Genomic DNA, 13,894 nt, shown 5'->3' on the forward strand with positions numbered 1-13,894 from the left:
ATGACGGCAGATACGTATCGTGTCCCGGATTTAGCACCGGGAACTTTTCACAGAACAGAACAAATCATAAAAAAAAGCAGGTTTATCACCTCGGTTGCTCATACGAAGACACCGGAAGAAGCCAAGCAGTTTATTGAGAAAATCAGACAAGAGTTCGCGGATGCAACCCATAACTGCTGGGCCTTTAATGCAAGCGCAGCAGGGTCGACCACACAAATCGGCGCCAGTGATGACGGAGAGCCTCACGGGACAGCTGGCAAGCCTATGCTTACGGTTTTAGTTCACTGTGAAATCGGCGAACTGACTGCGGTGGTGACGCGTTATTTCGGAGGAACGCTGTTGGGCACAGGAGGGCTTGTTAAAGCATATCAATCGAGCGTTCGGCAAGCGTTAGAGACGCTTCCTACTTGCGAAAAGGTTATCGTCCGCTCTCTCAAAGTTACCGTTGAGCATAAGTTCCTCGCTCTCATTCTGCGAGCTCTTCCGGGATTCAGGGGAACTATCAAGTGCCAAGAGTTCGGAATGGACGTTATGCTCGAGATAGAAATGCCCGAACAGGAGATAGAAAAATTTTCCTCCATGCTCAACAACATGACCTCCGGTGCCGTGTTAATAGAGTTGCAGGAAGAGCCAACGGCCGACTAGGTCAGATTTGTGCGAATTCCTGCACCTTTAATTTGGTGTATGGAATTTAAGTCAAATTCAATAGACAGAGGCTCGGCGGTTTTGAGGGAAAAATCCTCGGAGAACATTCCTACCATCTTTCCTTGCTGATTTAGTTTAGAAACCGCCGCTAAAAGATACTGTTGGTTTCTAACGTCGCTGGAAATAGCTGATTTCCCGATAAAAACAAGGTCAGCGTTTCTTAACTGTCCGATCATTTGAGTAAAACCCAAAGATAAAGATAGAGATACTAAATAAGTTTCTTCCGATGTCATTTTCTCAAAGGAGACTGGCTTTTCTCTCTTGTATTCATCGACAAGCAGAAGTTTTAAAGGATCTGAACGATCTATGGATAAGCTGTATCTCGGATTCAAGAAAGCAAGCTGCTTGTTCGAGAAGTCGAGAAGGATGTCAAAAGCAATAGGGTAAAGGAAAGAGTGGTTTTGGTTATTTGCAGGAGAGGCGAGCAGAAGGGAAAAGTCGTCCCAGCGCAGGCTCTCATCTTCTCTCTTTCTCTGCTCTTGGCTTTCTCTTTCGTATCTTTGTTTTGTGTAAAGATTGTGTTCAATTTCCTCGGAAATTTCGCTTTCTCTGAGCAGAGAAACCTGCAGTTCAGATTCATTCTTCTCTAAGTTTTCACGAAGTTTCGGCAAAGATTGAGAAGTTAAATTCTGTGTTGAAAGGCTATCGATTTCCTGTGTTAAAGCATCTTTTCTGCCGTAAAGAGCTTGAGAACGAACCGCAAGTTCATCGCTCTGCTTCTGAAGCTCTTCTTTTTGCTGTGCCGTGATCTTGGAAGCAGTAAATTGAGCCTCCGATACAAATCCGGCTTCCTTAAGTTTCGTTTCGAATTCGGCTTGTTTTTTCTCGATTGCCTTAACGAGGTCTTGATAAACCTTTTCTGTTGTCAGGCCGTTGCTTTCTTCAAATTGAAGCTCATCTTCTCTTTGATTGAACAATTCCTCGGCTTCTCGGTAGGCGAGCTGAACTTGCTCAAGTTCTTCTCTGGCAGAAGCCTCGAAATCTTGAGAAGTAGAATTTCCAAGAAGATCTTGTTTTTCTTTGAGGAGTTTCTTTTCTTCGCTGTCGTGGCGTGCAATTTCAGTTTCAATAGATGAAATTTTGTTTTTAAGTGTATTGATTTCGTTTTGGCATTCTTGTTGGCTCAAAGAAATCTCTTCAATTTTAGCATCAACGATTTGCAGGTCATTTGTTGAATCCACATAGGTTTCTCTGCGTTTAACCAAGATGATGAATTGTTGCTTGATTGAAGCAATAGAAGAGACTTTAATTCCGAAGCGTAAATAGAATCTTTCTAGCTCTTTAAAGAGTTCTTCTTGCTTAGAAGTAAGCAGAGATTCTCGGACATTTTTTTGCTGTAGCAAATTAGAAATATTGATAATGTCCATCTTTCCTTTTTCAGTTCGAGCCGTCAGCTCTTTGATGCTTGCTTGGACTTTCTCAAGCTTAATCAAAAGTTCAGAACCTGCCTGTTTGAAAGACTGAATCTGTTCGATTTTGTTGCTAAAATCTTCTCTTTTGTTCGCAATAAAAGTCTTTTTCTGTTTGATGATTTGTGTCCAAGTAATCGGCTTCTTTTCCTTCAAACCGTTCAATTCCAGTTGGGAGGACAGGCCGAGTATGCAGCTTTTAAGATCTTCAACAGAAGCATTGAGCTGTTGAATCAAAAGACCAGAGTTCTCGATAGCCTTAGATAAAGTATCGTATTTGTCTTGAGCTTCAGCTAAAGACAATGCTGCTTTTCTTGCTTCTTCTTTCGCCTCTTTGAGCTTTTCTTCAGCATTAAAAGGAAATGGGATGGAAGATGCATACGGATGATGAATCGCTCCACAAAGCGGGCACGGTTTCCCGTTTTCCAGTTCTTTTCTTTGAGGCTCTAAAATCTTAACTTTCTGCTGAAAAAGTAGAATCGTCTCCGAATCCGCAACGATGGCCTGCTTGTCCTTATAAGTTTGGATGGAACCGTTCAAAATCACGGAAGCAACTTTGCTTTCATAAGTATTCTTGTTAAGCGTCTCTTTTTCTGCGTTTAGTTTTTCGAAATGGTCGATAAGTTCTTCATTAAGAATTTCGAGAGAATTAAGACCTTCTAATTTTTTGTCATAGACCTGCAGATCCTGAATCAGCGTATCTTCCGTAAGGTTGCCGAGACCTTTGCTGATATGACGGTTTTTAGCCGCAATATCACCTTGAAGAACCAGTTCTTCTTTTTTCAGTGAGGCAAGAAGAGATTCGTTTTCCTGCATATCTAAACGAGCTTTTTCCAGCTCGCGCTGATAAGATTTCTGGGCTTTGGCGACCTCTTCCTTTTCCAAAGAATAGGAATCAAAGACTTCGATTTTATTCTGGTAATCAAAAAGTTCGCTTTTTAGCTTTTCATCTCCGCCGCAGTCCGAAATCTTCTTGATTAACTGCTGTTGTTTGTTTTTTTCCAGCGCCAAGCTTTCCTTGAAAGAGGCCAATGCGGATAATGCATTCTTGAGCTTCTCCGTCTCGTCGGTTAGAAGGGTACGGCCTTTTTCTGCCAGAGATTGGTATTGGGCTCCCTGCTGACCTAGTTCCCAGGCCTTTTGAGCAATTGCATGTTTAGAGTTATAGATAGCTTCAGCATTCCTAAGCAGTTTTTCTTTTTCCTGAAAGTTCTGACGGGCGTTCTTAACACGTTCGCTGCAATGAGAAACCTTTGTTTTGACTTCTTCGTAAGCTTTCTTTTGTTTACTGACAAGCTCACGAAGATTTTTAACGGCAATAAATTCAGAAGTTAAATTCTCTGCACGAACGGCTTTTTCAAGAACTGGTTTCTTAATATCAAAGCGGGCGATATCTGCTTTGAGCAGGCTTTCTTCCTTGAGCAATCTTTGGAGCTCTTCTCTCAGAGAATCTAATTTCTGCAGCCAAGAAATGGCTTGAGTATTGTCGTTAATGGAACTCTTTAAAACCATTATCGACTGTTTCAGATTTGCCAGTTGAGATGTCAGCTGATTTTCTTTTTCCGGCGGAAGAATTTCAAAAGCATTGAGCATTCTGCGGGAAACGTCCGCTGCAATTCTTTTTTGTTTTGCGATTTCTTTGGCCAAGACCGGCAGGTTGTTCAAACCAAACTGACCGAAAACTTTAGATAAAGCGTTTTCTCTGGCCACGCGGTCTCCCCCAAGGAGCGGGGAGAAATTTTTCAGATCCAGGAAAACGAGCTTGTTAAAAGCCTCCGGAGTAAGTTCTAAAAGAGAAGATACAGAGTCCGAGACCGTTTGAAGGTTGTCATCTACGATTTCGTTGTTTTCGTTTCGAAGTTCGCGGTAAATAGAATAACCGCCGGCAGAGGGCACTGCCTTCCAAGAGACTTTGTAGTTTACGCCGCTGCAAGTAAAGCTAAGTTCAGCGGTGGCAGGACTGGTCTTGTCAGAGAAGAATGAAATTTCCGAAGTTTTTCCTTCCTCAAAAAAAGTTTTTCCGAAGAGGCTGAGAGAAATGGCGTCCAGAATAATTTTCCCTGAACCGCCTTGTTTTTCCAAAATAGAGAATGTTTTAGATTGCGAAAAGTCTTCCGAATCAAAATTCATTGAATACGATCCGGAGAAGGGGAAGAGGTTTTCAAATCTTAAGGATAAAATTTTCATTTCTTTGAGGCGCAAAAAGCCTGACTTCTAAAACGAAAATTAATTATAGCCAGATTGAAAAATCTTCTTTGTCGAGGTCAGAGGGAAGGCCCTAAAAAATAGATAAAGGAGTAACCCATTGCAACAAAGATAATGGAAAGCAATGTCCACATGATGGTGAGGATACGTGTTGTTTCCAACAGCTTTTCTCGTTGTGTCGGAGTGGTCTGAGGATTGAGAAGAAGCTTGGCAAATCTACTGTTGAAGCTCCCCCAGAAACCGCCGATTAAGGTTGGGATGATTCCCCATAGCCAAGAAGAATCAGAGTACCCGATAAGGAAACCCGATCCGATAAGAAAAATAAGCAGACAAGCGTAAGAAAACATAGGCTGAGAGCTAAAGGCTGTTTCCTGAAAAACAGCCTAAGTTTACTTATTGATTAATTCTTAAGATCGTCAGGAACTTTGCCGCCGTTTTCGGCAAGCTGTTTCATAACTTCTTTATGAAGCCAAACATTCATCTGAGAATAGTCTCCGCCGATTAAGTCTTTCGGGCAGTTGAGTTCTTCAGCAAGAGCCTTGCGGTGTGCCAAAGAAGAGTCGAGGCCAAGCAATTTAAGCAAATCCACAATGGAGCTCTTCCAGTTTAATTTTTCCGGATTCTTAGCGGCTAACGCATCGCAGACTGCGACAACGTCAACTTCTTGATTTGGTGTTTCTGTAACTGCTGCGGCTTCTACAACTGCCGGTTCTTGCGCCGGTGCGGGTGTAGCTTCAGAGGTAGGGGCCGGAGCTTCTGCAGCCTGGGCTTCCGAACCAAGAACTGCATCGGCAGCTTTCTTCTTCATGAAACCAAGTTTTTCCATGATTGTGCCAAAGATACTCATAACTACTCCTCAAAAAATGAATAAATATTAAGAAACATAATAAGTTAAAAGGTCATGTCGAAAGGGAACCGGTGCCCGTTTCAAGATACTTGGAGAATAGTTTGAATATGAAGGAAAACATTTTCCTAGAAAAGTAAGCGATGCCGGTTTTGCTTAAGGAGGGAGCCTGTAAGCATTGGTTCAATAAGCGATGAAGCAAATGAAAAACGGCTGGAAAGCCAAAGCTTTTTCAGCCGTTTTTCTACCTAGGCTTGAAGAGCCTCGAGGAATGGATTCTTATTCTTCTTTGTAGTTTTTGATGCCGAACAGTTTGGCTAATTCAGCTGTCGTCAGGTTTTCATCGAAAGGAAGATACTTTCCGTCAGGTGTCTTGAACACGCCGTAAGGGACCGCTCTGCATCCGACTCTTCTGTGAATTTTGGTATTTGTCCAAACTTTACTTCTTACGCTTTCCGGAAGTTTGGAAATGTCGTAACGGATGCCTCGGAAGTCAGGATCTTTAAAGTGTTCATGCTGTTGCTCGAAAACTTTGTAAGGATCCAGGCTAGTCAAGATAGTTGTTGCCTGTGGTTCGGAATGGATGTTCAAGTAAGAAATCGGATAGTAAATAACGTGAATGTATTTCTCCAGCGGCTTAATTCTCTTTTGCAGCGTCATGCAATCCGGGCACTGAGTATCAAAAGCTACTAATGCAAGCGGTTTACCTTCACCGTCCGGAGAAGAAAAGCCCGTACCGTCTTTAAGGAAAGAATCCCACATTTTTTGACCGTCCCAAATAACGGGAACTTTGGCCGGAGAGGCAGAAGAAGCCACAGGAAGAGCGGCCGCCGCAACGGCTACTGATACGGCAAGAAATGAGCGTCGAGAGAAGTTTTTCATAAAGCACCGTAGAAAATAGAACTATTCAATTCAAAATATAGAACCTGAATCTTTTCAAAATCTTAATAAAAAGGCCGCTCGAAAGCGGCCAAAAGTGCATCTAAGAAGATTTATTTTTTGTTGAAACTATCTTTAAGAGGTACTGATAAATTAAACACTAAATTGCCAGGTGTAAAGTCTTTTTGATCTGCAACATAGTATCCATTTCTTTCAAACTGGAACTTGTCTTCCGGTTTGGCATTCTTCAAAGAAGTTTCTACGTAAGACTTCAGAATGGTCTTGCTGTCCGGTGTCAGGAGTTCGCGGAAATCTTTGCCGCCTTCATCAGGATGTTCTAAAGAGAAGAGCCTGTCGTAGAGACGGATTTCTGCAGGCAGAGAGTCTTTCTGCGAAAGCCAGTGAATAGCTGCTTTGGTTTTGATATTGTTTGCTCCTTCAGAGCCGCTCTTGGTTTCAGGGTAGTACTTAGCGTGAACAGCTATAACCTTGCCGTTTTCGTCACGATCAACGTGAGTAGCTTCAACAACGTAAGCATGTCTAAGTCTGACAGGCGCTGCCGGTTTTTCTTCGGTGGCCAAAGTCAGTCTACGGTAGCCCTTCGGAGGATTTTCCGAGAAGTCGTCTTCTTCAATCCACAACTCCTTAGAGAAGCCTAAGGTCCTGGAACCGCGTTCCGGGTACTGCGGATGGTTTGGTGTTTCGATCTGTTCCATCTGATCTTCCGGGTAATTGTCGATGATGAGCTTCAGAGGTTTCTGAACGGCGATTCTTCTATCTGCGGAAGAATCAAGAACTTCTCTGAGACAGCCCTCGAGAACGGAATAATCAATCCAGCCGCCGGTTTGTTTGGATACGCCGATACGGTCACAGAAAAGCTGCATAGCTTCAGCGGTGTACCCGCGTCTTCTTAAGCCGACTAAAGTCGGCATTCTTGGGTCATCCCAACCGTCAACTAAACCTTCTTTTACCAAGGCAATGAGTTTTCTTTTACTCATTACCACGTAAGTTAGATTCAGTCGGTTGAATTCATACTGATGCGGAAGAAGGAAATAGTTAGGTTTAACAACCGCGCTTAAGACATCGGAAAGCAGTGGCGTGAAGTGTGCTGGAGCTCTTGCAATTTTACCGATCACTTCGCTGCCGAGGACGGCGTCGTATTCGACAGGTTCTGAGGCTAATTTTTCTTTAATCTGATTAAGAAGGGTGAGAACTTCCTGCTCTTCTCGGTTCTGACCAAGCTTCCATTTGAATTTGACGGCAGCTTTAATGAATTTTTCTTTCTTTTCCTCCGGAGCATTAATGAGGTCGTTTAAAAATTCAACGGCAAGTGCAAATAAAGGTGCACGGGTTACCGGAATAGAACGTTCAGTCGCCCAGTTATAGAAGGCACGCTGATCTTCGAACTCCAGCGTGCAGATAGAGTGAGTAATATTTTCAAGAACGTCTTCCAGAGGATGAGCAAAGGTGTACATCGGATAGATACACCATTTGTCACCGGTTCTGTGATGGTCTGCAAAGCGGATTCTGTAGATAGCCGGATCTCGCAAATTTACATTGCGGGAGCCCATGTCGACTTTGCTTCGAAGAACCATGCTTCCTTCGGGATGCTTGCCTTCTTTCATTTCACGGAACAAACGCAAGTTTTCTTCGACAGGACGGTCTCGATAGGGAGAGTTCTTGCCGGGAGCATGAAGGGAACCGCGGTTTTCTTTCATTTCCTCAGCAGATTGTTCATCAACGTAGGCATCACCGGTTTTAATAAGATGCTCGGCAATGTCATACATATAGTCGAAGTAGTCGGATGCGAAGTAGTAATTGCATTCTTTGTCATCTTTCCAATTGAATCCAAGCCAATTGACGGAACCAAGAATGGAATCAACGTATTCTTGATCTTCTTTTACAGGGTTGGTGTCGTCAAAACGCATATGGCATCGACCATCGAACTCCTTTGCAAGTCCGAAGTTCAAGCAAATACTTTTAGCATGTCCGATATGCAGATAACCGTTTGGTTCCGGAGGAAAACGGAGTCTGATTTTGGCTTCATCGACGGGGCCTTCCATTTGTTCTGTATAGGTTCCTGGCCTACCGCTCCAGTGTCGTGGATCGTTGGTGCCTTTCTCTAAGTCATCAATGATTATATTTTTAAGAAAGTTGGTAATGTGACTGCTACCAGCCGCAGGTTTCTTATCGGACATATTCTTTTTGTAAAAATTAAGGAACTTAGTCTTTCTATTCTACTTTCTTTTGTCGCCTCCTAATCACCGTGGAATGGGAAATAGTAAAGATTTTTCGTTCCAATGCTGAAAATAAAGCAAAGGGAAGCCGCCCGCAGGCGGTCCTGACGATTAATCTTCTTGGAAGGCTATTTCCCGAGTCTTGTTAATGGCAGGCAAGAGCACCAGCAGAAGCAGGAATAAAGCCATCATTAACAGGACCAATGAAATAGGACGTGTTAAGAAAGTGGAGGGGTCTCCGCGAGATAACAAGAGAGCTCTTCTGAGATTTTCTTCCATCATTGGGCCCAAGATAAATCCTAAAATCAGCGGGGCCGGTTCACAGCGCAGCTTGTAGAAGAGATAGCCTAAAGCACCGCAAAGGATGGTGATATATACATCAAAGGGGTTGTTGTTGATGGAATAGACACCGATGCAGCAGAAGGTCAGAATGGCGGGATAAAGCCAAGAGTAAGGAACTCTTAGGAGCTGAACCCAGATGCCGATCAAAGGAAGATTCAATATGACGAGCATCAGGTTGCCGATCCACATGGAGGCTACAAGTCCCCAGAAAAGAGTTGGGTTCGTCGACATAACCTGAGGTCCCGGTGTGATGTTGTGAATCATCAAAGCACCGATCATCAATGCCATAGTGGCATTGCTTGGGATACCCAGGGTCAGCATCGGAATAAAGCTGGTTTGGGCACCTGCATTATTGGCGGATTCCGGACCGGCAACGCCATTGAGGTTTCCCTCTCCGAAAGGAGGTTTAGCATTTGTACCGCCGAGTTTCTTTTCCAAAGAGTAAGAAGCAAATGAAGCCAACAAGGCTCCGCCACCCGGCAGAATGCCAAGGAAAGAACCCAGCAAAGTTCCGCGAGAGATGGAGGGTATGGCCTTTAAAAATTCTTTTTTAGAGGGCCAGATAGAGCCGACTTTCTCCGTTAAAGATTCTCTGGCTTCTCCTTTCTGCAGATTCACCATAATTTCCGTAAAGCCGAACAAGCCCATGGAAATAGCCACAAAGTCGATGCCGTCCTGCAATTCAGAAATGCCGAAATCAAATCGGAAGGCTCCAGAGTTGACATCCGCACCAATGATGCCGAGGAGCAAGCCGAGAATGATCATGGCAAAGGCTTTCAAAATGGAGCCGTTAGCCAGAACTACGGCGCCTACAAGACCTAAAACCATCAAACTGAAATATTCAGCGGGCCCGAACTTGAATGCAAGTTCAATCAACGGAGGAGCGAAAGCAGCGACCAAGACAGTAGCAAAACAGCCGGCAATGAAAGAGCCGATGGCGGCAAGACCTAAGGCAGTGCCTGCTTTGCCTTTTCTTGCCATTTGATAGCCGTCTAAGCAAGTTACGACTGAGGCTGACTCGCCGGGAAGGTTCACAAGGATGGCCGTGGTAGAGCCTCCGTACTGAGAACCGTAGTAGATGCCGGCAAGCATAATGAGAGCTGCCGTCGGATCGAGAGAATAGGTGATCGGCAAAAGCATGGCCAAGGTGGCCACTGGGCCAAGACCAGGGAGTACTCCAATGAGCGTACCCAGAGTAACGCCGATAAAGCAGTACAGCAAGTTGGTAAGAGAAAAGGCCGTACTGAAGCCAAGTGCCAAATTATTTAATAAATCCATTTGTGCCTCCTACTTACTCAAAAAGGAGGGCCAAACAGGCACGGTTAAATCTAAACCGAGGACGAAAATAAGCCAGACGACGACGCTCAGAATGATAGAGAGTACGATGCCTTGAATAACCTTATAGCTTCGGTTAGCAAAGGTAGAAACAAATACCATCACAGCCGTAGCCGGAATTAAACCGGCAGGCCGCAGAAGCAAAGCAAAAATTAATACCGATCCAAGAATGACGAAAACGACACGCCAGTCGAACGGCCCGATACCGGTTCCGTCATGAGGGGGGAAGAAGAAAGATTTGAGACTGATGAGCACGCCGAGAAACAGCAAAAAGCCGCCGAGGAGCATGGGGAAATACCCAGGTCCCATACGTGAAGCCGTTCCGAGCGGATAATTAGCTACCGCATAAAAACAAAAAAAAGCACCAAATGCTGCAAATAAAACACCTGCCCAAAAATCTCTTTGATCTTTAATCATAGTTTAAAAATACGGGAGCAAAGCTCCCGTGTGTACAGCTAAAAACAACTAGTCAACTTTTGCACCGCTCGCTTCGACGATTTTCTTATATTTTGCCAATTCAGCTTTTACAAAAGCGTCTAGGTCAGCGGAAGTGCCGGGTTTAGCAACCGCTCCCATTTTTTCAAATCTCACAGCCATAGCTTGAGACTTGATGGCTTTCACTAAAGCCTTGTTGAGTTTGTCTTGGACCGATTTATCCATATTGGCCGGACCGAAGAAAGCATACCAAGTAGAAATGTCGAATCCCGGAACACCGGCCTCTGCCATTGTTGGAACGTTAGGCAGTTCCGGAGCGCGGAACTGTGTAGTTACGGCTAATGGGATAAGTTTTCCTGCTTTAATGTTGGCTGCAGAAGATGCAAGATTATCAAAAATTAAGTCACATTGCCCGGAGAGCACGCTCATTTGTGCAGCGGCAGCTCCCTTGAACGGGATATGCATGATCTTCAATCCGGAAGAAGTCTTTAAGAGTTCGCCTGACATATGACCGGCAGATCCGTTGCCGCCGGAAGCGTAGTTAAGGGCGTCGGGATTTTTCTTCGCGTAATCAATCAAGCCCTTGAGGTCTTTGATGCCCGTCTTTTGAGAAAATTCCGGAGTAATCACCAATACGTTAGGAGTCTGAGCAACTAATGTAAGCGGTGTGAAGTCCTTGATCGGGTCGTAAGGAATCTTGCTGAAGAGGTTAGGGTTGACGGCATGTGTTGCTAATGCGCCCATTACAAAAATCTTTCCGTCCGGTTTTTGTTTAGAGACATATTCCACTCCGATATTTCCGCCTGCACCCGGTTTGTTTTCAACAATAATGTTTCCTAAATCGGCGCGGGCTTCTTCAGCGATAGCACGTGCAGTTACGTCGAGAGGACCTCCAGGCGGGTAAGGAACAACGATGCGGATGGGATCGTCGGCCCAGGACAGTGAGGGAAGGGCAACAATGGTGGCAACGCTGACGGCTGCGGCACAAAGGCTTCGTCTGGTGAAAGATGATGTTGTCAAAGTCTTCTCCTTAGAATATTTGTCATGAAGTTGTCCGAGGACACTTCCCAATAGTAATTCTAGCTTCAAAGAATCAAATGGTTACAAAACAAGACGAAAAAATGCGATATACGGGAAATTCTGTAACCTCAGCCGGTTTTGTGTTTCAGTATGCCTTAAGAGATATTTTCTAGGATGAGTGATAAGGGAAAGTCATTCTGGCCGGCATTCTTCAGTGAGAATGGCCTTTAGACCCGCGAGGTTGAGAATATGTACTCTCTTCTGATGAATTTCGATGAGATTTGAATCGGCGAACTTGGATAAAACGCGGCTGACTGTTTCGAGTTTAAGACCCAAGAAACTGCCGATTTCTCCTCTTGTCATTCTTAGAATGAATTCGGTTCTCGAGTATCCTCTCGCTTCATAACGCTGTGATAAGTCAAGTAAGAAAGATGCGAGTTTTTCGTCAGCGCGAAGAGAACCGAGGGAGAGCAAATTTTTATGCCCGCGAACGACTTCAGCACTGAGAACACTCAGGAAGTTTTTGTTTAATTGGCTGTCTTTATTGCAGAACTCTTCGAATTTCTTATAAGGAATTACGCAAACCTCAGCATCCTCGATTGCCGTAGCATCGCAATAGTGGCTGTTGGAGGAGACGCCGCATAGACCCAGGACTTCCCCGGGCATATAAAATCCTGTGACCTGCTCGGTACCTTCGGGCGAAGTTACGCTGGTTTTAAAAGACCCAATCCTGACGCAGTAAAGGTATTTAAATGAGTCTGCTTTTCTGAAAAGCTTATCGCCTTTGAAGACTTTTTTTGAATGAGGGATAATGAATCCAAATGCTTTCAGCTCTTCCGAAGCTAGTTTTTTGGGAAGACAAATGTTTTTCAACCCGCACGTACTGCAGGAGGGGGAGGGGCATTGTTTAAAATTTTTAAGTCCCATATTTACAAGCTTGGAATTGAGTTTGCCAGGGTAAGACGGCTTAAAGAAAGACGACTCAATCGAGTATAAAAGATTTACAAACTATAAGAAACAAGTAATTCTCATTACAAAGGACAGTTGATATGTCAGAAACAAAACAGAACAGTGTTGAGTTGCCGGAGCTCGATATTCTTCAGCGATTTGACGTTCCCGGCCCGCGATACACTTCTTATCCGACAGCCGACAGATTTAAAAAAGAGTTCGGGCCGGAAGATTACAAAGAAGTTCTGAAAAACCGCGGAACGGTATCTCTTGAGGCAGCTTTGTCTTTGTATGTTCATATTCCGTTCTGCTCCAATATCTGCTACTACTGCGGATGCAACAAAGAGATTACTAAAGATCATTCCCGCTCTGCACAGTACATCGAAACTTTAGGTAAAGAATGTGATCTTATTAAAGATTCTCTGACAGGTATCGGTACGGTTGAACAACTCCACTTCGGCGGCGGCTCTCCGACATTCCTGAACAATGAAGAAATCGTTCAAGTGATGGAAACTCTTACCAGCCGTTTCCCGCTTGAAAAGGACGCGGAAATTTCCATTGAAGTTGATCCGCGCTGTTGCGCCCCTGAAAAAGTTGAAATATTGGCTAAAGCCGGCTTTAACAGAATGAGTGTCGGTCAGCAAGATTTCGATGACAGAGTTCAGATTGCCGTCAATCGCGTCCAGCCTTTTGAAATGACAAAGGCTACAATGGATGCTGCCAGAGCAAACGGCTTCGAATCCATCAATATGGATCTGATTTACGGTCTCCCGTTCCAAAGCGAAAATTCTTTCGCTAAGACGTTAGATAAGGTACTTGAGCTTTCTCCGGATCGCATCGCGCTTTATCACTATGCTCATTTACCGGAACACTTTAAAGCTCAAAGAAGAATCAACGCCGAAGATTTGCCAAGCACACCGGAAAAGGTTGCTATTATGCTTGATGCTATCCGTCGCCTGACTTCTAACGGCTATCACTATATCGGTATGGATCATTTTGCAAAAGTCTCCGATCCTTTGGCACAAGCTCAGGAAAACGGTACTTTGCAGAGAAACTTCCAGGGCTACTCCACTAAGCCCGAATGCGATATGGTCGCTCTCGGAGTCTCCTCCATCAGTAAAGTGACCGGCTGCTATGCGGCTAACGCAAGAGACCTCCCGACTTATTACGAAAGAATCAATAGCGGTCAGCTTGCTACCATTCGCGGTTACATGCTGGATGCAGATGACAGACTCAGAGCACAGGTCATCATGAATTTGATGTGTCAATTTATGGTTCAAAAAGAAGAGATTGAACAGAAATTCAAAGTTAAGTTTGACGAGTACTTTGCTTTCGAACTGAAGAACCTTCAGCATTTCGCGAATGAAGGTTTGGTTGGGCTTTATCCGGATCGCATCGTTGTGACACCGAAAGGAAAACTGTTAGTCAGAGCAGTAGCTATGAACTTCGACAGATATCTCAGAGAGGACGAAAGAGTAAGAAGATACTCTAAGATCGTTTAAAAGATCTCTTAGGATTTCTGACAAAAGGCGGAC

At 44.3% G+C, this 13,894-nt stretch carries 11 protein-coding genes; 2 read left to right on the top strand and 9 right to left on the bottom strand.

Features of this window, described 5'->3' with window-relative positions:
* On the top strand, positions 1–645 hold the full coding sequence (locus ADH67_RS00920; RefSeq protein WP_066590796.1) for a YigZ family protein: 645 nt from the start codon (positions 1–3) through the stop codon (positions 643–645).
* Here ADH67_RS00920 and ADH67_RS13385 read toward each other — a convergent pair.
* The 9 genes from ADH67_RS13385 to ADH67_RS00965 form a co-directional block, all read right to left on the bottom strand.
* Positions 642–4,244 (bottom strand): sbcc family protein, encoded by a 3,603-nt coding sequence (locus tag ADH67_RS13385; protein ID WP_236578433.1) that lies wholly within the window; start codon positions 4,242–4,244, stop codon positions 642–644. The genes ADH67_RS00920 and ADH67_RS13385 overlap by 4 nt on opposite strands.
* 134 nt (positions 4,245–4,378) lie before the next feature.
* Positions 4,379–4,666, bottom strand: coding sequence for a hypothetical protein (locus ADH67_RS00930; RefSeq protein WP_066590800.1), 288 nt, complete (start codon positions 4,664–4,666; stop codon positions 4,379–4,381).
* Between the two features lie 53 nt (positions 4,667–4,719).
* A complete protein-coding gene (locus ADH67_RS00935) occupies positions 4,720–5,166 on the bottom strand; it encodes a DUF3597 domain-containing protein (protein ID WP_066590802.1) in 447 nt (148 codons plus the stop codon).
* A 276-nt stretch (positions 5,167–5,442) separates the two neighbouring features.
* Positions 5,443–6,045, bottom strand: a complete 603-nt coding sequence (locus ADH67_RS00940; RefSeq protein ID WP_066590804.1) for a thioredoxin fold domain-containing protein — start codon at positions 6,043–6,045, stop codon at positions 5,443–5,445.
* Between the two features lie 110 nt (positions 6,046–6,155).
* A complete protein-coding gene (locus ADH67_RS00945) occupies positions 6,156–8,240 on the bottom strand; it encodes a glutamine--tRNA ligase (RefSeq protein WP_066590805.1) in 2,085 nt (694 codons plus the stop codon).
* A gap of 150 nt (positions 8,241–8,390) precedes the next feature.
* Positions 8,391–9,899: a tripartite tricarboxylate transporter permease gene (locus tag ADH67_RS00950; protein WP_066590806.1), complete on the bottom strand. Its 1,509-nt coding sequence runs from the start codon at positions 9,897–9,899 to the stop codon at positions 8,391–8,393.
* 9 nt (positions 9,900–9,908) lie between these two features.
* A complete protein-coding gene (locus tag ADH67_RS00955; protein WP_066590808.1) occupies positions 9,909–10,373 on the bottom strand; it encodes a tripartite tricarboxylate transporter TctB family protein in 465 nt (154 codons plus the stop codon).
* A 48-nt stretch (positions 10,374–10,421) separates the two neighbouring features.
* Positions 10,422–11,411, bottom strand: a complete 990-nt coding sequence (locus ADH67_RS00960; RefSeq protein WP_066590810.1) for a Bug family tripartite tricarboxylate transporter substrate binding protein — start codon at positions 11,409–11,411, stop codon at positions 10,422–10,424.
* Between the two features lie 192 nt (positions 11,412–11,603).
* Positions 11,604–12,284 carry a helix-turn-helix domain-containing protein gene (locus ADH67_RS00965; RefSeq protein WP_236578434.1) on the bottom strand — a complete coding sequence of 227 codons (681 nt, stop codon included), beginning with the start codon at positions 12,282–12,284 and terminating at the stop codon, positions 11,604–11,606.
* A 176-nt stretch (positions 12,285–12,460) separates the two neighbouring features.
* Between ADH67_RS00965 and hemN the strand changes: the two genes are divergently transcribed.
* Positions 12,461–13,861, top strand: coding sequence for an oxygen-independent coproporphyrinogen III oxidase (gene hemN / locus ADH67_RS00970; protein WP_066590814.1), 1,401 nt, complete (start codon positions 12,461–12,463; stop codon positions 13,859–13,861).
* Positions 13,862–13,894: the final 33 nt, after the last annotated feature.

Source organism: Turicimonas muris (assembly GCF_002221595.1).
GTDB classification, from domain to species: Bacteria; Pseudomonadota; Gammaproteobacteria; order Burkholderiales; family Burkholderiaceae_F; genus Turicimonas; species Turicimonas muris.

Excerpts from the sequence above, each read along its gene's own strand:
- ADH67_RS00920 (WP_066590796.1), top strand. The coding sequence starts at position 1 with ATGACGGCAGATACGTATCGTGTCCCGGATTTAGCACCGGGAACTTTT.
- ADH67_RS00950 (WP_066590806.1), bottom strand. The coding sequence starts at position 9,899 with ATGGATTTATTAAATAATTTGGCACTTGGCTTCAGTACGGCCTTTTCT.
- ADH67_RS13385 (WP_236578433.1), bottom strand. The coding sequence starts at position 4,244 with ATGAATTTTGATTCGGAAGACTTTTCGCAATCTAAAACATTCTCTATT.
- ADH67_RS00930 (WP_066590800.1), bottom strand. The coding sequence starts at position 4,666 with ATGTTTTCTTACGCTTGTCTGCTTATTTTTCTTATCGGATCGGGTTTC.
- ADH67_RS00935 (WP_066590802.1), bottom strand. The coding sequence starts at position 5,166 with ATGAGTATCTTTGGCACAATCATGGAAAAACTTGGTTTCATGAAGAAG.
- ADH67_RS00945 (WP_066590805.1), bottom strand. The coding sequence starts at position 8,240 with ATGTCCGATAAGAAACCTGCGGCTGGTAGCAGTCACATTACCAACTTT.
- ADH67_RS00955 (WP_066590808.1), bottom strand. The coding sequence starts at position 10,373 with ATGATTAAAGATCAAAGAGATTTTTGGGCAGGTGTTTTATTTGCAGCA.
- hemN (WP_066590814.1), top strand. The coding sequence starts at position 12,461 with ATGTCAGAAACAAAACAGAACAGTGTTGAGTTGCCGGAGCTCGATATT.
- ADH67_RS00940 (WP_066590804.1), bottom strand. The coding sequence starts at position 6,045 with ATGAAAAACTTCTCTCGACGCTCATTTCTTGCCGTATCAGTAGCCGTT.